The organism is Streptococcus sp. HCA-5024, assembly GCF_037890265.1.
In the GTDB taxonomy this organism is placed as follows: Bacteria; Bacillota; Bacilli; order Lactobacillales; family Streptococcaceae; genus Streptococcus; species Streptococcus lingualis.
Genome location: NZ_JBBKBR010000004.1, coordinates 63598 through 85480 on the forward strand (window position 1 = coordinate 63598; position 21883 = coordinate 85480).

Genomic DNA, 21883 nt, shown 5'->3' on the forward strand with positions numbered 1-21883 from the left:
AAAATGGATGTAAAATCACAAGTAATTGAAATTATTGACGAATTGTTTATGGAAGATGTCTCAGACATGATGGATGAGGATCTCTTTGATGCGGGTGTCCTTGATAGTATGGGAACAGTCGAATTGATTGTAGAACTGGAAAATCGCTTTGGCATCCGTGTTCCTGTATCTGAATTTGGACGTGATGATTGGAATACTGCGAACAAGATCGTAGAAGGTGTAACGGAGCTTCAGAATGCTTAAGCGTTTGTGGCTGATTTTAGGGCCCGTATTTTGCGCGCTCCTCATGGTAACAGCTTTATTATTCTTTTATCCAATCAATCATAAGCACAACTATACCGAAGAGAAAAAAGCTGCGGTTAGTCTGAATGCAGAAGGATTCAAGAGCCGTACAAAGAAGCAAGAAGCGCTTTCTGATCCACAGCATCGCTTTGTCCCTTATTTCGGCTCCAGTGAATGGTTGCGCTTTGATGTGGTGCATCCAGCAGTTTTGGCTGAAAAATATGACCGCAATTATAGACCCTACTTTTTAGGAGAACGTGGTGCGGCTTCTTTGAACCAGTATTTTGGGATGCAACAGATTTTGCCAGAACTCAAGGACAATACAGCTGTTTATGTAGTTTCTCCGCAATGGTTTACCAAAAAGGGATACGATTCCTCTGCCTTTCAACAATTCTTTAATAGCGATCAGTTGAATAGCTTTATTGCCAATCACCAACAGGATGCTGCATCCCAGTATGCTGCAAAGCGTCTGTTACAACAGTATCCAAATGTCGCCTTTCAAAGTGTTGTAACAAAAATTTCTCAAGGAAAGAAAATTTCCAGATTTGATCAGTCTTTGAACCAGTTTGTTTCCCACCTTGTCCAGCGCGAAGATGCTTTGTTTAGTAATCTTGCAACGCGTACAAACGGGAATTACGATAAGAAGGTCAAAAAACGTCTACAAGATTTACCAGATCAATTCTCATATGAGAAATTGGAAGAAATTGCAACGGCTGAAGCAAAAGTCAAAACCAATAACAACGACCTTGGAATCAGCAATCATTTTTACAATACTCGTTTAAAAATGAAGTTGAAGAAACTAAAAGGTTTCCAAAAAAACGAATCCTATGTTCAATCTCCTGAGTACAATGACTTGCAGTTGGTTCTAGACCAGTTTGCTAAATCTCGGACCAATGTTATCTTTGTCATTCCTCCAGTTAATGCCAAATGGATGAAATACACAGGCTTGAGCCAAGAAAAGTATGAACAGGCTGTTCAAAAGATTCGTTACCAATTGGAAAGTCAAGGATTCACCAATATTGCAGACTTTTCTAAAGATGGTGATCAGCCTTACTTTATGGAAGATACGATTCATATGGGATGGAATGGTTGGCTAGCCTTTGATAAAGCGGTCAATCCCTTTGTCACAAAGGCTGAAAAAGCACCAACTTACCATCTAAATGATCGCTTCTTCAGCAAAGACTGGGCCCAATATAAAGGGACACCAGACGAATTTAAATAATGCTTGATCAAAGGGGGCAGGATCAAATCCTGGCTCCTTGATTTGTGAGGAAAGTGACGAGAAAGTCACAAATAAGCAAGAGAGTTATCCACAGGCTGTGGGAAACTTGCTTGTAAATGGATGAAAGCAAGTCCTGATGCTTCTGACGCTTCCTCTTTTGAGGGGGCAAAAAGTGAAAGTTATCCACATTTTTGTGGATAAGTGATAAAAAACAGTGGATAAGTCAGCTGGTTTGTGAAAAGGAGAATAGTGTGAAAAAAATTTGGTTTTACGCAATCGTTCAGGGAATTGTGATCTTTTTTATTGTGGGTGGCATGACCTATGTGCTTAGGGGAGATTTCTTTTTCCGCTACCTATCCCCTATTTTTGGACTAGCAGCAGCTGTCTTGCGATTTGGGACGGCGACTTTAATGAAGGTGCTAGCACCCACTCTCTACGATGATCCCAAAAAGAAAGAAGAGAGCCACGATAATTAAAGAAGTTGGTGACTGAAAAAGTTGAGCTAAAGGCCACTTTCTGCTGGTCTTTATGGTAAAATAGAAGGAAGAATATTAGTTTGGAGATTAATTAGAAATGAAACGTTCAATGTATGCTGGACGTGTTCGTGAAGAACACATTGGAACTCGTATTACCTTGAAAGGATGGGTTAGCCGTCGTCGTGACTTGGGTGGTTTGATCTTTATTGATTTACGCGACCGCGAAGGAATCATGCAATTGGTGATCAATCCAGAAACAGTTAGTGCAGAAGTGATGGCCACAGCTGAAAGCATTCGCAGTGAATATGTTGTAGAAGTGACAGGTCTTGTGGAAGCTCGTGAACAAGCGAATCCGAACTTGCCAACTGGAGCAGTAGAACTCAAGGTAGAGGCTATTACGGTTCTTAATACTGCCAAAACAACGCCATTTGAAATCAAGGACGGAATTGAAGCCAATGATGATACTCGTCTTCGTTACCGCTACTTAGACCTTCGTCGTCCTGAGATGTTGGAAAACCTCAAACTCCGTGCAAAAGTAACTCATTCAATCCGAAATTATTTAGATGAATTAGAGTTTATTGATGTGGAAACACCGTTCCTTTCTAAGTCAACTCCAGAAGGAGCACGTGACTACTTGGTTCCTTCCCGTGTCAACAAAGGCCATTTCTATGCCCTTCCACAAAGTCCTCAGATTACAAAACAATTGTTGATGAATGCTGGATTTGACCGCTATTATCAAATCGTGAAGTGTTTCCGAGATGAAGATTTACGGGGAGACCGTCAACCTGAATTTACACAGGTCGACTTGGAAACCTCTTTCTTGAGTGATCAAGAAATCCAAGATATCACAGAAGGCTTGATTGCACGTGTCATGAAAGAAACCAAGGGAATTGAGGTAACACTCCCATTCCCACGGATGAATTATGATGATGCCATGGCCTTGTATGGTTCAGATAAACCAGATACACGTTTTGAAATGTTGCTTCAAGACTTGACAGAGCTTGTCAAGGGTGTAGACTTCAAAGTCTTTTCAGAAGCTCCAGCAGTTAAGGCGATCGTTGTCAAAGGTGCAGCGGATCATTACTCTCGTAAAGACATCGATAAATTGACAGAAGTTGCGAAGCAATACGGTGCGAAAGGTCTTGCTTGGGTCAAATATGCTGAAGGAGCCTTGAACGGTCCTGTTGCGAAGTTCTTGACAGAATTGACAAGCGACTTGACAGTTGCTTTACAATTAGAAGACAAAGATCTAGTTCTCTTTGTAGCAGATACTCTTGAAGTAGCCAATGCAACGCTTGGTGCTTTGCGTGTTCGTCTTGCGAAAGAGCTTGACTTGATTGACAATAATCAATACAACTTCCTTTGGGTAGTGGATTGGCCAATGTTTGAATGGTCTGAAGAAGAAGGCCGTTATATGTCTGCTCACCATCCATTTACACTCCCACAAGCTGAAACAGAACATGAATTGGAAGGTGATCTTTCAAAAGTTCGAGCAATTGCCTATGATATCGTCTTAAATGGCTATGAATTAGGTGGAGGAAGCCTACGGATTAATCATAAAGACTTACAAGAACGGATGTTTAAGGCACTTGGATTTACAAAAGAAGCTGCCAATGAACAATTTGGTTTCTTGTTGGAAGCAATGGATTATGGTTTCCCACCACATGGAGGATTGGCGATTGGGTTGGACCGCTTCGTGATGCTTCTTGCAGGGGAAGATAATATTCGGGAAGTCATTGCCTTTCCGAAGAATAACAAGGCGACAGATCCAATGACACAAGCTCCTTCTGTCGTTTCTGAAAAGCAGTTGGATGAGTTAAATCTTCAAGTAGAAGTAGCAGAGCAAGAATAGGACAAGAGAGAAAAGGGAAAGTCTAGGAATCAGTTGCTCTAAGATTTTCCTTTTCTTCTAATCGATGGATTGAAAATGAAAAAAATTCGCTTTCATAAGCTATTTCGCTATCATGTGCGGCGACTAGCTTATAACATTAAATTATTGCGCGTGCTGAAGAGCATCTCCCGTGAGAAATACGATGAAAAAGTGTCAGCTTCCTTGCTGTATGGTTTTCTATCAGCAATTGCTGTTAACTTCTTCTTTCAACCAGGACATGTATACTCCAGCGGTGCAACAGGTCTAGCTCAGATTTTATCTGTTCTGAGTCATCGCTTTATTGGCTTTACGATTCCCGTTTCCTTAACCTTTTATGCCATCAATATCCCTTTGATGATTGTGGCTTGGTATCAAATTGGCCATAAATTTACCATCTTTACCTTTATTACGGTTTCGATGAGTTCCCTCTTTATTCAGTTCGTGCCAGTGATTACGTTGACCAACGATCCGATCATGAATGCCCTATTTGGTGGGGTTGTCATGGGAACAGGGATTGGTTTTGCTCTTCGGAACAACATTTCCAGTGGAGGAACGGATATTGTCAGTTTGACGATTCGAAAACGGACAGGAAAGAATGTCGGCAGTATCTCCTTTTTGGTCAATGGGACCATTATGTTGATCGCTGGTCTGACCTTTGGTTGGAAGTATGCTCTTTACTCTATGATTACCATCTTCGTATCGAGTCGAGTAACGGATGCTGTCTTTACCAAGCAAAAACGGATGCAGGCAATGATCGTAACGAGCCAGCCAGATGCCATTATTGAAAAGATTCATAAAAAATTGCATCGTGGGGCAACCATTATCCACAATGCAGAAGGAACCTATAACCATCAGGAAAAAGCGGTTCTGTTGACAGTTATTACGCGTGCAGAGTTTAATGAATTCAAATATATTATGAAAAAAGCTGATCCTCAGGCTTTTATCACCATTTCAGAAAACGTTCATATCATTGGACGCTTTGTGGAAACAGAAGAATAAAAATAAAGGTCACCACATTGTGGTGACCTTTATTTTGTTGATTCAGTTTCATGGAGAAGGAGCCAACTATGGGCAGGAATAGAAAGTTCCTTTCCTTTAGGAATAGGCGCTTGGAGGTTGGCATGAGGATAGGCAAATAACAGCTGACTATCGCTCGGATGTTGATAGGTCTGTTCTTGATCACCGATATTGACAAGAATCGTTATTTTTTCACGATCTTTCTCAATCGTGTAGATTAAATGATGATCAGACAACCATTTGACATCACAGTAGTCGCGAATCTCTTGCCCTTTTTTCAAACGAAGGAGTGGCTGTGATTTCCGATAAGCAATCAATTCTTCAAGAAAAGCAATTTCTTCTTGGCATTTTGGAAGGGATGTCCAGTCCAATTGGTTGAGACTATCTGGCAAGTTATAGGTGTTGTCTTCGAGCCCTTTTGTGCGATAAAATTCTTGACCAGCATGGATAAACGGCACTCCTTGAGCTAGTAACACTAAATGAAGAGCTAATCGTGAGAGAGCTTTTCGATCTTCTAGACGAATCTCTTCCTTTTCAAATTGGAAATAATCAAAAACAGTTGCATTGTCGTGGCATTCGACGTACTGAATGGCTTGTTGAGGTTGGGTGAAATGAGTAGGCCCTAGCTTTCCGACATTTGCAGTCAGGATATTAGCAAAATCATTTGCGGGATGTTGACTCTCACGACGGTGACCGGCTAGGAGTGTTCTCTTGATCGTATCCCGGAAGTTATCACTGAAAAAGCCAAAGGCTGGTAATCGTTTCGCGTTATACTGGTGAGCGAGCTGATCTTCAGAGAGGCCTGTATCCATCTTCCACCCTTCCCCATAGAGATAGATGTTAGGATAGATTTCACGGAGTTCTTCTGCAATCTCTGTCATGGTTTGAATGTCTAGGATTCCCATCAAGTCAAAGCGGAAACCATCAAAGCCGTAGAGGGAAACCCATTGTTTGAGGGATTGCTTGATATAGTGTCTCACCATGGAGCGTTCACTTGCTACGTCATTTCCACAGAAGGTTCCATTGGTCCGCTCTCCTTCTGCATTATAGCGGTAGAAATAACCGGGTACGATTTGTTCAAATGCATACTCATCGGCCTGGTAGACGTGATTGTAGACCACATCCATGATAACACTAAGATTAGATTGGTGATAGGTTGCAATAGCATCTTGGAGTTCCCAAATCCGTGCATAAGGATCGTTGGGGTCACTGGCATAACTACCTTCTGGAACATTGTATTGGACAGGATCATAACCCCAGTTGTAGGCTTTCCATTGATTCTCTTCATCAACACTACCGAAATCATAGACAGGAAGTAACTGTACATGGGTAATGCCAAGTTTTTGAAGGTAATCAAATCCAAGGATCTGACCATTGAGTTGAGGCGATTCTGTCAACCCTTTAAACTTACCAGGGTGTTTAAAGCCGGCCTCTTTTTGGACAGAGAAGTCCCGAACGCTCATCTCGTAGATGATTGCTTCTGTTGGGTCTAATTGACGAGCAGCACGTGTGATAGGACGTGTAATCTTCTTCCGGTCGATGACCAAGCTGTCTCCAGAGTTGGCCAAAGAGGATAGAGCATAGGGATCGTGAATCCGACGTTCTAGGCCATTGACACGAAATTCATAGTGGTAGGCAGCTCCTTCCCAATCCCCTTTGAGCAAGAGTTTCCAGACACCGTTTTCTGTACGTGTCATCGGATAGATCTGATCTTCGATATGGAGACTCACATCTTGCGAAATCGGTGCCCAGAATTTAAATTGCGTCTGATTTGGTGTGTAAAAACTTCCTAGATCCTCTCCACTATAGGTGAAGGTTTGATCGAAAATGGGTTTGCGAACGATGTTTCGATAGTGGAGTATAGAAGAATTTCCAGTAGCATCGTAGATGGTGTACTCTTCTCCGAGTTCAAGTGGAATAGGGCTTAAGAAATAGTCTCCTGTGTCAGTCGCTGCACTTGACGTTTTGACAGGGATTAAGGCAAGATGACCTTGGTTCGTTTTCAAATAAAAAGGAAGGATATGCTCCTCTCCCTTTTGGATACGAATGAGGTCTTGGTCATCTAAATAAGCAGTAAATGTAGACATAAAGACTCCTAGAGTTTCGTAATGGTATGGTCAATCAATTGACGGTAGCAAACGGTTTTTCCTTCTTTGTGATCCTTGATAATTTGTAGAATTGTCCGAACAGACTCACGTCCGAGTTCCACTGCATTGATGTCAATATAGGCTTCAATATCGAGTCGTGGCTTAATCGAATCAAAGGAAATAATCGGGATTGTCAGCTGGTGTTCTAATAGGTATTGGCGCACCCCTTCAGCAACGAGAATATCGGTTGTCATGATGGCATCTAACTCTGCTAGGGGAAGGCTCTCCATCATTTGATAAGAATTGTCTTCCAACATAAAACCAAATGAGAAATGAACCAGTTTTTCATCGAGAGGAATCCCTGCTTTTTGGAGGGCTTCTTTATAACCTTCGTAGCGGTCTTGAGATACGAACAGTTCTTTGTTTCCCCCGATAAAAGCAATTTTTCGGTAGTTTTGTTGAATGAAATAATCCGTCGCATCAAATGCAGCCTTGATATTATCATTATCCACTAGCGATACAAAAGGTGAAGCTGCCTTTCCGAGAATGAGGAAGGGGAACTTGTCTTTGATCGCAAATTCAACGAGGGGATCATTCGGGTTGGAATAAAGGAAAATCAAACCATCTACACGATTTCCGTAGATGAGTTGTTTGAGGTTGTCGAGCCGCCGTTCTTCATTTTGCCCCGTACAGATTTGGATGGCATAATCATTGTCTGACGCGATCTGGGTAATCCCTCTTAAAACAGTTGGGAAGAAAGGATTCTGGTAGAAGACGTCACTGTCGATTGGTAGGACCAAAGCAATGACTTGACTAGATTGGCTGACAAGGCTGCGAGCATTAAGATTGGGATGGTAGTCCAATTCGACCATGGCCTCACGGACACGTTTTTTTGTTTCATCACTAATCGTGGATTTGTTTTGGATGACGCGCGTGACAGTTGAAGGCGCGACGCCAGCGAGTTTCGCCACATCTTTGATGGTAACACGCATGAGAAAACCTCCTAGCGGTGATAGTCTGGATCACGGAAGTGGGTCTTATAAAATACCATAGCAAGATAGAGTACAAATAAGACATTTTGGATCATGATCGTCGTAGTAAATACTTGATGGAATAGTAAACTGATGAAGACACTCAGTAAAATAGGGAGTCCCAAGCAATTCAGAATACAATTGAAACATTCCTTGAAAGTTTGTAGTGAAAAGAGTCGAGATTTTCGTGTCAAGTAGAGGAAGAAAGATGCCCCTAGGATGAGAATCAAATAATTGACTGTCGATAAGAAGCCAGAGAAAATCACGAGAAAGAGACTGACAGGGAGTCGATTGTCGCGAAACCAATCGCTAGAGATAGCTTGAGTGAAGCTTTTTTTATCCCGAAGGCTCTCTTGATTAATAGCCTGGTATGAGACTGTAGCGAGTTCTTTATTCTCTTTTGAGATAATCAATTGTTTGCGATCAAAATGGAGTGTTAACTCCTTGCCTTCACTAGCCTTTGCCTCTTGGCCTAAGATAACCTGTCCTTTTGAAGTCTTGTGTACAGGGTTAGTCCCTGTATAGGTGAGCTCTTGGTCTTTGATCACGACGTGTTCTTGGATATCTTTCATAACGTCTGTTGATAAAGGATCAAACACATCGCTGACAAAGGTTGTCAAAGGATAGGTTTTGAGTTGAGCATTTTGCAGAGCCACAGGTAATAGTGTGATAGAGATTAGAAAGAAAGAAGTAAAAATCATTTGGAACCAGCTCAGTTTTTTGCGGTTTGCAAAAGAAGAGCGGAAATTGAAGATACTTGCGAAATAATTAAAAGGATAGGGCATAAGATGACCTTTCTAAACATATATCAGAAATGCAAAGAGAAATCTCTTTGCATTGATTTTATTCTTAACGAAGGGTAGTAAAGCATCCACCATACTACCCTTAACTTAAAAATAAAATGTGCTTGAAATAAGATTCTATTTTATCCTTTATCTCCACCAGCTGTCAAGCCTGAAACAAAGTTCTTTTGTAGGAAGAAGAATAAGATACAGATTGGAACCGCGATCAAAATAGCACCGGCTGCAAAGAAGGCGATTTTTTGATTTTTTTGGTCACTGATAAAGGTTTGAAGACCAACGGCTACCGTATAGTTCACTTCGTCACGAAGCAAGAATTTAGACAAGATATAGTCTCCGAAAGGCCCCATGAAAGCCCAAAGTGCTTGAACGGCAATCATTGGACGAACAAGAGGAAGGACGATTTGCCAGAAGCGACGGAAGTGTCCAGCTCCATCCAATTTCGCAGATTCATCGAGGGAAATTGGAACAGTATCAAAGTATCCCTTCATCAACCAGGCATTCATTGGAATACCACCACCAACATAAAGGAAGATCAAGAACCAAGGTTGGTTCAAGGCATTCAGCATCAAAGCCATAACGAAGAAGGCTGTGAGGGCTGCCATGGTTGGGACCATTTGAATAATCAAGAAGAAGACCAAACTTTGTTTACGCGCCAAGAAATTGTAACGGCTGTATGCGTAACCTGCGAAGGTAACGATACTTGTTTGTACAATCATGGTGATAATGGCGATAACCAAGGTGTTCATATACCAAGTGCCATAATGGGTTTCAGAGAAAAGTTTTGAGAAGTTATCAAAACTAAGATTGCCACTAAAATCAAGTGTAAAGGCACTGACATTCCCTGATTTGAAGGCTGATAGAACCGTAATCAACAATGGATAAATGATAACGATTGAAAGAACCACCATGTACAGGTAAGTCAAGAAATGATTGAGGCGGCGTTTAAATTGAACTGAATTTTTCATTTTATACATCCTCCATATCAAATGCATGTAGTTTCTTGAAGGCAACCATAGAGATTGAGATCACAATCACAGAGATAATCAAGGTTACCGCTGCAGCCATTGAATATTGAGGAGAAGAATTGGTTGTCAACTTGTAGATCCATGAGATCAAGATATCTGTAGATCCGGCGTTTCCTCCGACAGAACCAGGTCCCCCATCGTTAAACAAGTAAATGATGGAGAAGTTATTAAAGTTGAAGGTATATTGACTGATCAAAGTTGGAGCTGCAACAGCCATAATCATTGGGAAAGTGATGCTGCGGAATTTTTGCCAACCGTTGGCACCATCAATATAAGCAGCTTCGTAAAGATCGTTTGGAATAGATTGAAGAATCCCTAAAGTCAAGACGTAGATGTAAGGGAAGCCGAGCCAACCTTGCATCATAATCAAAGCAATTTTTGTCCAGGTAGGATCTGTTTTCCAAGGAATCAAAACGCCATCTAAGAATGGGAAGATCTTCGCAAACAATGGGATAACTTGTGCATTGATAGCACCGACACTATCGTTAAACATATTTGAGAAAGTTAGGATAGTGATGAAGGCTGGAACAGCCCAAGGAAGCAAGAAGATAACCCCAAAGATTCGTTTTCCTTTTACGAATGGTTGGTTTGCAACAATAGCGGTCAAGATACCGAGTACGATTTGAAGAGTAGAAGCTGCGAGGGCCCAAATCAAGGTCCAGCCAAGAACCGATGTAAAGGCTGAGCGGAAGGTACTCAAGGTCCACATATTAGTGAAGTTTTGGAACCCGATCCAATCAAGCAAGGTTGTTGGAGCGGTATGTTTGAAGTCGTAGTTGGTAAAGGCGATCATCAAAGTTACTAAAACTGGGAAGATAATCGCAAATGTCATAGCAATGTATGAAGGAATGATCAATAAATATGGGAAGCCATTTTCATAGATGGCTTGAACCATTTCTTTTCCAGTTTTTGGAACAGCGATGCCATTGTTGATACGTTTTGCAACGGTTCCAGCATCCTTAATATTTAAGGCATAAAATAGGAAGTAAACAATGGTAATGATCAAGTGGAAGGCGCCACGAATCAAGATAAAGAGAGAATTATCTTGTCCACGGACGGTTCCAAGTGTAACCAATTTCGATAATTCTCCAACTCCAATTCCTAGGAAATAGGCGAGAAAGAGAACAGTTACGGCAAGAAAAATATAGCCTTTGGTTTTTTGTTTATTATAAATTTGCCCAAGACCCGGGATCAAAGAGAGCCACATAGCCTTTTTAGGGTTTTGTTCTGTAGTCATTCAAATCTCCTTATAATGTCCTTGCTAGAGAGCAAGAAGACAAGTCAGACAGTAAGTTGTGCTTGAAAATTGAACATAAGAGGTTGGGACCTTGTCTCCAACCTCTTACTCACACCTAAAAACTGTCTTATTTGCTACCGAATTTTTGTTCGATGGTTTCTTTAATCAATTTCACTGCATCGTCAGCAGATGCTTTTGCAGATTTTTTACCACTTACAGCATCGAAAAGCATAGTAGCAGCTGGATCCCAAACAGCACTCATTTCTGAGATATTTGGCATTGGTTGAGCATTCTTGAATTGATCAACAACGGCAGTTGTCAATTCATCGTTTTTGCTAACCGCATATTTACGAGCTTCTGTGTTGGCAGGAACTTCATTGGTCTTGTCAAACAAAGCTTTTTGTTGATCAGTACTTGTCAAGAAGTCAATGAATTTTTGAGCGCCATCAAGGTTTTTCGCACCTGCAGGGATAACCCAAGCTTTACCACCACCAAAGGCAGAGTATTGTTTTCCGTTTGGAAGAGTTGGAATCGTTGCGACACCGTAGTTTACTTTAGCTTCTTTCAATGAAGCAGCTTTCCAAGGACCATCGATGATAGCAGCTGTTTTACCTTCTTGGAATTGTGTTTGGATGAAGTTAGCAGCACCTTTTGTATCTTGCAAACCTTTTGGCCATTTAGCATACCAAGTTTTTGCATATTCGATACCATCGATAGAACCTTGGTTGTTCAATCCAATATCTTTAGGATCTGTACCGTCTTTACCAAACACATAACCGCCGTTACCTGAAAGTAAACCGTAAGTGTAGTAGAAGTTTGTCCAGTCAGCTAAGAAGGCAGTTGTTTTACCAGGTTCGCTAGCGAAGTCGTACTTGCTATCTTTTGCAAGATTGTCAAGATCACCAAATGTTTTTGGAGCTTCGCTTAAAAGATCTTTGTTATAGTAGAGAACCAATGTTTCGATGACAGCAGGTGCACCGTAAACTTTACCACCGTTTGTTACAAGAGCTTCAGTTGTTTTATCTGTATGGCTATCTTTGTTTAATGTCACTTCAGCCAATTGACCATCGCTACCAAGACCACCTACACGGTCGTATGGAGCCATCATTACGTCTGGAGCTTTTTTAGATTGGTTATCAAGAGAAAGGTTATCCAATCCACCAAGAGCATCACCAGTCTTGATGTTAACTTTTACGCCATTTTCTTTTTCAAAAGCTTTTGCAGCTTCTTCAACATAAGATTTGTAGCCTTTGTCTACATAGACGTTGATTTCTTTACTTGCCTCAGAAGAACCTGATGAGCTATTGCTACAAGCAGCAAGTAAGAAGCCGGCAAAACCAACTGTACCAAGTACAGCAGCACTACGTAAAATTGTACGTTTCATGATTTATTCCTCCTAAAGAATAAAAAAAGATAATAATTAGAAACCGTTTTAGACAAACGTTTTCCTAAAACGTCTTAAGTATATCACAAGGCGAAAACGTTTGCAAGTAGTTTTAAACAATTTTTTTAAAAATATTTTAATTCCGAACTTTCTTCTATAAAATGCATCAAATTTGTTGACATTAGCCAAAGGAAAGAATACACTAAGGGGGTGAGGACATTCTGAAAAAAGTTAAAAAAGTTTTTAAGAAATCCCTTGCAGAAAATAGGGAAAAAGTTTATAATAACATGGTACGCAAACGTTTTCGCAAAAATTGCGTAAACTGAGTTGCGCCTGTTCGATTTTTAACAAAGAGTAGAGCCGCTTGAGAGCTGGATACGACTCTGCAACGATACCCATACCGTGCACCGAATCGCAGGCTTCAAAGAAATAAAAAAAGGTGGTAACCCATGAAAAAACGTCAAAGTGGTGTTTTGATGCACATTTCTTCCCTTCCTGGACAATACGGGATCGGATCATTCGGTCAATCAGCATATGATTTTGTTGATTTCCTCGTTCGGACCAAGCAACGTTACTGGCAAATCTTGCCGCTTGGTACAACTAGTTATGGAGATTCTCCATACCAATCTTTCTCAGCTTTTGCTGGGAACACTCATTTTATTGATTTCGATCTTTTGATTGAACGAGGTTTGTTGACAGAAGCAGATCTTAAAGGAGTGGACTTTGGTCAAGATCCTACTCAAGTGGATTATGCAAAGGTTTTCGAACAACGTCGTCCCTTGCTTGAAAAAGCAGTTGCGAACTTCTTGAAATCAGGTGATCAAAAAGAATTCCAAGCCTTTTGCGAAGCCAATGCTTCTTGGTTGGAACTATTTGCAGAATACATGGCTATCAAAGAACACTTTGATTTAAAAGCCTGGACAGAATGGCCAGATGCAGCTATTCGTGCACGTGAACCAAAAGCTTTGGCTCAATACCGTGAAGAATTGGCGGATCAATTGACTTACCATCGTGTGACTCAATTCTTCTTCTTCCAACAATGGTTGGCCTTGAAAGCTTATGCCAATGACCATCACATTGAAATCGTCGGAGACATGCCAATCTATGTAGCGGAAGATTCAAGTGACATGTGGGCGAACCCTCATCTCTTCAAAACAGATAAAAACGGGAAAGCGACTTGCATCGCAGGATGCCCGCCAGATGAATTCTCAGCAACTGGTCAACTTTGGGGGAACCCAATCTATGACTGGGAAGCAATGGACAAAGATGGCTACCAATGGTGGATTGAACGCTTGCGTGAAAGCTTCAAGATCTACGACATCGTGCGGATCGACCACTTCCGTGGTTTTGAGTCTTACTGGGAAATCCCTGCTGGATCAGATACAGCAGCACCAGGTAAATGGGTTAAAGGTCCTGGCTACAAACTCTTTGCAGCTGTGAAGGAAGAGCTCGGTGATTTGAACATCATCGCTGAGGACCTTGGCTTTATGACAGATGAAGTCATCGAACTTCGTGAAAGCACTGGCTTCCCAGGAATGAAGATTCTTCAATTTGCCTTCAATCCGGACGATGAAAGTATCGATAGCCCTCACTTGGCACCAAACAATTCTGTGATGTATACAGGAACACATGATAACAACACAGTTCTTGGATGGTACCGCAATGAAATCGACGATCCAACTCGTGAGTACCTTGCTCGTTATACTAACCGGAAAGAGTACGAATCTGTACCGCATGCGATGCTTCGTACCGTCTTTGCTTCCGTCAGCTTCATGGCGATTGCTACGATGCAAGACTTGCTTGAGTTAGATGGCTCAGCTCGGATGAACTTCCCATCTACTCTCGGTGGTAACTGGTCATGGCGAATGACAGCGGATCAATTGACTCCAGCTGTCGAGCAAGAATTGCTTGATTTCACTACGATCTATCGTCGTGAAAACAAAGACTTGAAAAAAGAAGTTAAGAAAGCAAAAAAATAATCTTTCCCCCTATTAAAATTGTTGAAACAAAGGAGACTCCCAACATGGAATCATTACAAAAATATGTGATTGATCATCATCAAAAAACAATTGCTGAATGTTCAAATGAAGAATTGTACATTGCCTTGCTAAATTACACGAAGCAAGCAAGCGCTCAAAAGAAATTAAATACTGGTAAGAAAAAAGTTTACTACATCTCAGCTGAGTTCTTGATCGGTAAACTCTTGTCTAACAACTTGATCAACTTGGGTCTTTACGACGATGTTAAAAAAGAATTGTCAGATGCTGGTAAAGACTTGATCGAAGTCGAAGAAGTGGAATTGGAACCATCACTTGGTAACGGTGGTTTGGGACGTTTGGCAGCCTGCTTTATCGACTCTATCTCAAGCCTTGGTTTGACAGGGGATGGGGTTGGTTTGAACTACCACTTTGGTTTGTTCCAACAAGTCCTTAAAAACAACCAACAAGAAACGATTCCAAATGCATGGTTGACTGACCAAAGCTGGCTCGTTCGTTCAAGCCGTAGCTACCAAGTGCCATTTGCACACTTCACATTGACTTCTACCCTTTATGATATCGATGTCCCTGGTTACAAGATTGAAACCAAGAACCGTTTGCGTTTGTTCGACTTGGATTCAGTTGATTCATCTATTATTGAAGATGGTATTAACTTTGACAAGACAGATATCGCTCGCAACTTGACCCTCTTCTTGTACCCAGATGATAGTAACCGTCAAGGGGAATTGCTCCGTATCTTCCAACAATACTTCATGGTATCAAACGGTGCACAATTGATCATCGACGAAGCCATCGAAAAAGGAAGCAACTTGCATGACCTTGCTGACTATGCTGTTGTCCAAATCAACGATACTCACCCATCAATGGTCATCCCTGAATTGATCCGTCTTTTGACAGAACGTGGTATTGGAATGGATGAAGCCATCTCTATCGTTCGTAGCATGACGGCTTACACTAACCACACAATCCTTGCAGAAGCCCTTGAAAAATGGCCACTTGAATTCTTGCAAGAAGTGGTTCCTCACTTGGTTCCAATCATTGAAGAATTGGACCGCCGTGTTCGCGCTGAATACAAAGATCCAGCTGTTCAAATCATCGATGAGAATGATCGCGTACACATGGCGCACATGGATATCCACTATGGATTTAGCGTAAACGGGGTAGCAGCACTTCACACAGAAATCTTGAAGAATTCTGAGTTGAAAGCCTTCTACGACATTTACCCTGAAAAATTCAACAACAAAACAAACGGTATCACATTCCGTCGTTGGCTCATGCATGCCAACCCAACCTTGTCACACTACTTGGATGATATCCTCGGACGTGACTGGCACCATGACGCATCTAAATTGGAAGACCTTCTTTCTTATGAAGATAAAGATGCAGTCAAAGCAAAATTGGAAAACATCAAGTCTCACAACAAACGGAAATTGGCTCGTTTCTTGAAAGACCATCAAGGTGTGGAAATCAATCCTAACTCTATCTTTGATACCCAAATCAAACGTCTCCACGAATACAAACGTCAACAAATGAACGCTTTGTATGTGATCCACAAATACTTGGACATCAAAGCTGGAAATATCCCTGCTCGCCCAATCACTGTTCTCTTTGGTGGTAAAGCAGCTCCTGCCTACACCATTGCACAAGATATCATCCACTTGATCCTTTGCTTGTCTGAAGTGATTGCAAACGATCCAGCAGTAGCTCCACACTTGCAAGTGGTGATGGTTGAAAACTACAACGTAACTGCTGCAAGCTACTTGATCCCAGCTAGCGATATTTCTGAGCAAATCTCTCTTGCTTCGAAAGAAGCTTCAGGTACTGGTAACATGAAATTCATGTTGAATGGTGCATTGACACTTGGTACGATGGATGGAGCCAACGTGGAAATCGCTGAATTGGTTGGACGTGACAACATCTACATCTTCGGTGAAGATTCAGAAACTGTAATCGATCTATATGAGAAATCAGCATACAAATCAGCGGACTTCTATGAACGTGAAGCTATCAAACCATTGGTAGACTTCATTATCAGCGATGCCGTTCTTGCAGTTGGTAACAAGGAACGCTTGACTCGTCTTCACAAGGAATTGATCAACAAAGACTGGTTCATGACTCTTCTTGACTTGGAAGACTACATTGTCACCAAAGAACGTATGTTGGCTGACTACGAAGACCGTGATGCATGGTTGGATCAAGTCATCGTTAACATTGCGAAAGCAGGATTCTTCTCATCTGACCGTACGATCGCTCAGTACAACGAAGATATCTGGCACTTAAACTAATCACTAGTTATTAGACCAAGGTTCTTAGGACCTTGGTCTTTTTTTATAGAATTGGGGGAGGAAATTGGAAAGGACTAGAGATTGGGAGGAGCGTAGCTACAGATGGTGCATGAGTGTGGGAGGAGATTTTCTTTCAATTTGCCCTTGATTTTCATGTTTCTTTCTGAAATAAAGTGAAGGAGACATCGAAAAAGAAAAAACGATGTGCCCGTTTTTCGAAATAAAAGGGAATAACCGCCCCCAAAAAATAGCTCTAACTAAGGTCTAGGTAAGGGGTTTCAAGCAATGGCTGATTCCTTAAAATTTGTTGTTTTTTTGAATTTTACGGACCTAAAAAGGGAAAATGTTACATAATTTTTCATTTCAACCTTCAAATCTAATCTATTGGTATAAAAAAATACTTCCCCTAAAAAAGCCTTCCGGTGAAATTTACAAAAAGAGAAAGCGGCTTGAAAACCTTTGAAAATAAAGGTTTTTTCAAACCTGTTTACATATATTTTCAACCAAAAGATGAAGAAGAACTTGAAAGTTTGGCGTTTCAAGTTGTTATATCTTTAAAGTAAAATAAAAAATTAAATCAACAAATATTTTAAAATGGTTGATTGTGATACAATAGATTTAACTGAAAGTAGCATATTTTTGCCTCTACAGTGAGATTTTTTTAAACATAAAAAGGAGAGTTTTGAAAATGAAAAGCTATCGTGAACATGTTTCGAAGCAAGAAAAATTTTCAATTCGTAAGTTATCTGTCGGTGTTGTTTCATTGGCTATCGCTGGATTAGCTACTGTCAACACCTATGGAGCAGAAGTGAAAGCGGATGAGGCAACAGCGCCTGCAACTGAAGCAACTACTACGGATACAGCAACAAGCGATGCAGCTGTTGCAACAAGTTCTAAGTTGACATCTACAACTGTTACAGAAGGAAATAAAACAGTTACGACTACTTATGTAGAATCACCAGAACTTGAAAAAGCAAAAGCTGATGCAGCTACAGAAGGTGTGACAGTTACAGAAGAAGCTGAAAAAGTCCAACCATCTATCGCAGCAGCAGAAGCAGATAACAAAGCTCAAACAGCTGAAATCAATACAGTCGTTGAAAACTACAAAAAGGCCAAAGCTGAGTATGAAGCAAAATCTCAAGAAATCACATTGATTGAAAAGAGAAATGCGGAAGCAGAAGCAGATTATCAAAAGAAAGTAGCAGAGTACAATCAGCAAAAGGCAGCTTATGATAAAGCTTTAGAAGAGTACAATGCTAAAAAGGCAGTTTATGATGCCAAAGTAGCAGAAAAAGCAGCAGCAGATAAGGCCAATGCAGAAGCTAAAGCTAAGTATGATGCAGAAATGGCTGTTTACAATACAGCTAAAGCGCAATACGATAAAGATTTACAAGAATACCAAACTAAGAAAGCGCAATACGATAAAGATAAAGCAGCTTATGATCAATTGGTAGCGAAGAAGGCAGAAGAAGATGCTGCCAAGGCTCAATACGAAGCTGATCTTAAAAAGTACAATGTTGAAAAAGCACAGTACGAAAATGATTATATTGCTTATCAAAAGAAATTAGCTGAATACGAAATTGCCAAGAAACAATATACGGACGCGAAACAAGCATACGACAAATATATGACAGACAATGCGTATGCTGACCTTAAAAATGTTTCAACTGTTCAAGATTTGACCTTCCAACGTGAAGGTGGTGCAACTCACACCATTGACGGCATCAGCACTTATCTTACTCGTGATGCTCAAGCTCGTTTAAATACAAGCAATGTACACCAATATGATTCCAATAAATTGGAAGCTTCAGATATTGTAGCGACTAGTCCTTGGGCCAATAATGAAACTGAGTACATTCAAGTGAAGGAAGGCGATAAATTTGTCGTTACTTATGATAACTTGAATCAGTCTAGCATGCGTGAAAATACGGATATGCATCCAATCAAACGCGTGATTTATCGCTATGAGATTTTGAGTCTTCCATCAAATGATAGTAAAGGGATTGCAGCAGTCAGTGCGGACCCAACTGTTACTATGACAGTCGGAGCTTCAACAGATAAAAACAAACCTGTTAAAGTTGCTGTCGATGTTGAATTCTATGATGGTGATGGCAATAAGTTTGATTTGACACAGCACAATGCGATTGTCGCTTTGAACTCCCTCAACCACTGGACAGGTGCATCCTATGTAGATAGTGGAGATAAACCTCGTGCCCTTACAGTAGAAGCCAAAGATAAAGATGGCAACACTGTTCGTGGAACTTGGGATCCATATGCAGATGGTTCATCCATGAGCATTGAAAACAATGAAGTGAAGGTTAAAACAGGAAAAGCAGACTTTGGTACTGCAACTGTTTCCATTTCAGCAGACAACCCTCTCAAAATTGTGACTCAGAAATATGGTTATGTAGAAGTTGAGACAGATAAATGGGTTCCTGGTACGACCCCTGAGAAGGAAGAAGTAACGGATGCGTTAACTGTAAATGCTTCGGGTTCAGGAAGTGTTCATTCTATTGGTACAGAAGAATTTACCTTTGAAGGTAAGGATGATGTTATCGGAACATACAAAGTAGATGCAACTACAGGTCAAATTACGTTCACACCTAAGAAGAAATTTGAAAACGTGGAACACCAAGAGTCTGTAAATATTGGAAATAATAAATTTATTCCAATTCCAAACTCAAGTGTTTCTTATAATGCTGCTACTAAAGAAGTAACCTCCTCTAAAGATAACCAATATATTGAACATGGCTCTGTCTTTAACGGTGAATCTTCAACAACTCTTGAAGGTTGGGATAATCCATCTTCTCCATACCTCTATTATGGTGGAGCAGGCTTGAAGATGTCAGATGGACACTTAGTCTTTACGGCTAATGGTGCCAATGCGGCTGGTCAACCAACGGTTTACTGGTTTGCCATCAACTCAAATGTAGGTCTTCCTAAAGAGCCAGGAGAAGAACCGAAAGAGCCAACAAAACCAACAGAACCAAAGGCTCCAACTCCACCAACGATTACAGTGGAAAATCTACCTGCAGAGCCAACGAAACCAGAAGAACCTAAATCACCAACTCCGCCAACAGCACCTAACTACACTGTGATTACGGTCGATGTGGAGGAACCAAAAGCTCCAACTCCACCAAAAGCTCCAACCCCACCGACTCCTGAAGTCGTTCCAAATACGAAACCGGTGAAACCGGAAGCTGAAGTGAAATGGCATAAGAATAAAGTGGTAACGGAAACAGATATTCCAACCCCACCAACACCAGTTCCTCCAACTCCACCAACTCCATACAACCCACCAACACCAATTGTTCCACCTACACCAATCGTTCCACCAACTCCAGAGGTTCCAACCGAACCAACTCCTGAAGTTCCGGAACAGCCTGTACAACCTGCGCAACCACAAACACCTGCGCTTCCAAATACAGGTACAGAAAGCTCAACTGCAGCTGTTCTTGCAGGTGCGATGGCTGGATTGCTTGGATTGGGTCTTGCACGCAAGAAAAAAGAAGATTAATTCTTGTTTCTTTCGTTCATTCATCTAAATAAAGAAAGTCAGAAGGCAAGTTCTTCTGGCTTTTTTGATGGAGTGATGACCAAATAGTTGAGAAATAGAACAGAATAGTTTTTGGATGAGGAGAGGAAATGGCTTTTATAGACCAAATCGTGTCGAAATGAAGCAGAATAGAAATGGATGACACAAGAAGAAGAGAATGAGGTATACTGGTGGTGTTCGAATGAAAGTTTATAGGACTCCGTTATATCTCTAATCATTCCAATGATACAGTTGCGATGGCTTTTCATCTTTTGCACACATTACTTTTCCAAATGAATTTCATTTGAACGTATCAGTGATCAGGCAAGTGCTTCCACGGTTTTGAGGCGCTTGCCTTTCTATCTGTATCGCGATATAATAGGGTGTAAGAAATGAAAAGGAGTTTGTATGAAAAAGAAACCTATCTATCTTTACATCCTGTTATTTTTCTCTACGGTTGGAACCCTGACTTCAGCTGTCTCAACCTTTGGAGCTTCAAAGAGTTTTGAGCTGACAGATGATTTTGCGAAACAACTTGGTTTAACAACGGCTCAAGACAAGGCTGACTACGTGACATATTATGAGAAATCAGCCCAACTCAATCAGTCTCCACTAACCTTTTTATTTGTTTCCCTGATTCTGATTGCCTTACTGGCAACTTTCTATTTCCTCTTTATGAAGCAGGATCTGTTAACAGCCCATTATACTTACATGGGGCAGATTTTATTAAGTCAATCCTTCTCTTGCTATAATTATTTTGCAGGGCGTCCACTATTAGCTAGTTTTTCAAACCCGTCCCTTCGCCAACGATATCTGGCATCTTCGTCCATTGCTTTGTTACTCTTGACTGCTTTATCTCTTCTCTTCCTTGGGATTGTTTTGTATAAAACCTTGCGTTTGAGAAAAGCTCAAGCTACGGCATAATAGATAAGTTTGAATGGAGCTCTCTTAGAGGATAAGAGAGCTTCTTGATTGGAGAAAAAAGATGAAAGTATCCTTTGTTTATATTAGTCTGAGTGGGAATACAGAGAGTTTTGTCCGCCGCTTAAGTGACTATTTGCTGGAAGCCCATCCCGGACTTGAAATCGAGAAAGTGCATGTGAAAGACCTGGTCAAAGAGGGCCAGCCCTTCTTTGAAATGACCAATCCTTTTATTACTTTTTTGCCAACCTATTTGGAGGGTGGAAATGGTGTTGACAATGGCGATGTGGAAATTTTGACGACAGATGTCGCAGATTTTATTGCTTACGGAGACAACGCCAGCAAGTGCTTAGGAGTGGTTGGATCAGGCAATCGGAATTTTAACAATCAATATTGTTTAACCGCTAAGCAATACAGCCAACGCTTTGGTTTCCCTATGTTAGCCGATTTTGAAATGCGGGGGATGTTGGGAGATATTAAAAAAGTAGCCGCCATTGTAGAAGAGTTGTACCATCTTTAAAATAAAGAGAGGCTGGGACAAAAGTCCTAGCCTCTTAATTGTTTTTGGATTGTCGAGCAAGACGCAGTGGTTGAGTGGGCTCTACTACGCTGATTTCATCAGCTTTTACAGCCCTACTCAACTGTGCGGAGGTGGGACGACGAAATCGCATTCTAACGAATTACCGATTTCTGTCCCACTCTCTCTTTTAC

At 41.0% G+C, this 21883-nt stretch carries 17 protein-coding genes; 11 read left to right on the plus strand and 6 right to left on the minus strand.

The window, feature by feature from the left end; translation table 11 throughout:
- The first annotated feature begins 3 nt into the window (after positions 1–3).
- The 5 genes from dltC to WKT08_RS07360 all read left to right on the plus strand — a co-directional run bounded on the left by dltC (position 4) and on the right by WKT08_RS07360 (position 4849).
- Positions 4–243 carry a D-alanine--poly(phosphoribitol) ligase subunit DltC gene (dltC, locus tag WKT08_RS07340; RefSeq protein ID WP_003002265.1) on the plus strand — a complete coding sequence of 80 codons (240 nt, stop codon included), beginning with the start codon at positions 4–6 and terminating at the stop codon, positions 241–243.
- Complete coding sequence (gene dltD / locus WKT08_RS07345) at positions 236–1504, plus strand: D-alanyl-lipoteichoic acid biosynthesis protein DltD (RefSeq protein WP_049516102.1); 1269 nt, start codon at positions 236–238, stop codon at positions 1502–1504. Before dltC ends, dltD begins: the two co-directional genes overlap by 8 nt.
- A gap of 251 nt (positions 1505–1755) precedes the next feature.
- Positions 1756–1980 (plus strand): hypothetical protein, encoded by a 225-nt coding sequence (locus WKT08_RS07350; RefSeq protein ID WP_021154124.1) that lies wholly within the window; start codon positions 1756–1758, stop codon positions 1978–1980.
- Positions 1981–2077: 97 nt separating this feature from the next.
- Entirely contained in the window at positions 2078–3832 is a 1755-nt protein-coding gene (gene aspS, locus WKT08_RS07355; RefSeq protein WP_340281123.1) for an aspartate--tRNA ligase, read from the plus strand.
- Positions 3833–3907: 75 nt separating this feature from the next.
- Entirely contained in the window at positions 3908–4849 is a 942-nt protein-coding gene (locus tag WKT08_RS07360) for a YitT family protein (RefSeq protein ID WP_151191113.1), read from the plus strand.
- A gap of 29 nt (positions 4850–4878) precedes the next feature.
- On the opposite strand, the gene pulA is transcribed toward WKT08_RS07360, so the two are convergent.
- The 6 genes from pulA to WKT08_RS07390 all read right to left on the minus strand — a co-directional run bounded on the left by pulA (position 4879) and on the right by WKT08_RS07390 (position 12434).
- Positions 4879–6954 (minus strand): type I pullulanase, encoded by a 2076-nt coding sequence (gene pulA, locus WKT08_RS07365; protein ID WP_340281125.1) that lies wholly within the window; start codon positions 6952–6954, stop codon positions 4879–4881.
- An 8-nt stretch (positions 6955–6962) separates the two neighbouring features.
- The gene (locus tag WKT08_RS07370) at positions 6963–7946 is read right to left on the minus strand and encodes a LacI family DNA-binding transcriptional regulator (protein ID WP_013904333.1); all 984 of its coding nucleotides are present in this window, start codon (positions 7944–7946) and stop codon (positions 6963–6965) included.
- 11 nt (positions 7947–7957) lie between these two features.
- Positions 7958–8770 (minus strand): DUF1189 family protein, encoded by an 813-nt coding sequence (locus WKT08_RS07375; RefSeq protein ID WP_045760038.1) that lies wholly within the window; start codon positions 8768–8770, stop codon positions 7958–7960.
- Positions 8771–8910: 140 nt separating this feature from the next.
- Positions 8911–9753 (minus strand): sugar ABC transporter permease, encoded by an 843-nt coding sequence (locus tag WKT08_RS07380; protein ID WP_021154117.1) that lies wholly within the window; start codon positions 9751–9753, stop codon positions 8911–8913.
- Position 9754: 1 nt separating this feature from the next.
- Positions 9755–11050, minus strand: a complete 1296-nt coding sequence (locus WKT08_RS07385) for a carbohydrate ABC transporter permease (RefSeq protein WP_214259698.1) — start codon at positions 11048–11050, stop codon at positions 9755–9757.
- Positions 11051–11177: 127 nt separating this feature from the next.
- On the minus strand, positions 11178–12434 hold the full coding sequence (locus WKT08_RS07390) for an extracellular solute-binding protein (RefSeq protein ID WP_049516106.1): 1257 nt from the start codon (positions 12432–12434) through the stop codon (positions 11178–11180).
- Between the two features lie 449 nt (positions 12435–12883).
- Here WKT08_RS07390 and malQ point away from each other — a divergent pair, with 449 nt between their 5' ends.
- The 6 genes from malQ (at position 12884) to nrdI (ending at position 21692) form a co-directional block, all read left to right on the plus strand.
- Positions 12884–14413, plus strand: coding sequence for a 4-alpha-glucanotransferase (gene malQ, locus WKT08_RS07395; RefSeq protein WP_049516109.1), 1530 nt, complete (start codon positions 12884–12886; stop codon positions 14411–14413).
- 44 nt (positions 14414–14457) lie between these two features.
- Positions 14458–16716, plus strand: a complete 2259-nt coding sequence (glgP, locus tag WKT08_RS07400) for a glycogen/starch/alpha-glucan family phosphorylase (RefSeq protein ID WP_049471794.1) — start codon at positions 14458–14460, stop codon at positions 16714–16716.
- A 422-nt stretch (positions 16717–17138) separates the two neighbouring features.
- Entirely contained in the window at positions 17139–17279 is a 141-nt protein-coding gene (locus WKT08_RS07405; RefSeq protein ID WP_254728668.1) for a hypothetical protein, read from the plus strand.
- Between the two features lie 125 nt (positions 17280–17404).
- Positions 17405–20233 carry a GbpC/Spa domain-containing protein gene (locus WKT08_RS07410; RefSeq protein WP_340281138.1) on the plus strand — a complete coding sequence of 943 codons (2829 nt, stop codon included), beginning with the start codon at positions 17405–17407 and terminating at the stop codon, positions 20231–20233.
- 426 nt (positions 20234–20659) lie between these two features.
- Positions 20660–21175: an ABC transporter permease gene (locus WKT08_RS07415; RefSeq protein WP_049492674.1), complete on the plus strand. Its 516-nt coding sequence runs from the start codon at positions 20660–20662 to the stop codon at positions 21173–21175.
- Positions 21176–21236: 61 nt separating this feature from the next.
- Positions 21237–21692 (plus strand): class Ib ribonucleoside-diphosphate reductase assembly flavoprotein NrdI, encoded by a 456-nt coding sequence (gene nrdI, locus WKT08_RS07420; RefSeq protein ID WP_049474157.1) that lies wholly within the window; start codon positions 21237–21239, stop codon positions 21690–21692.
- Positions 21693–21883 lie beyond the last annotated feature (191 nt).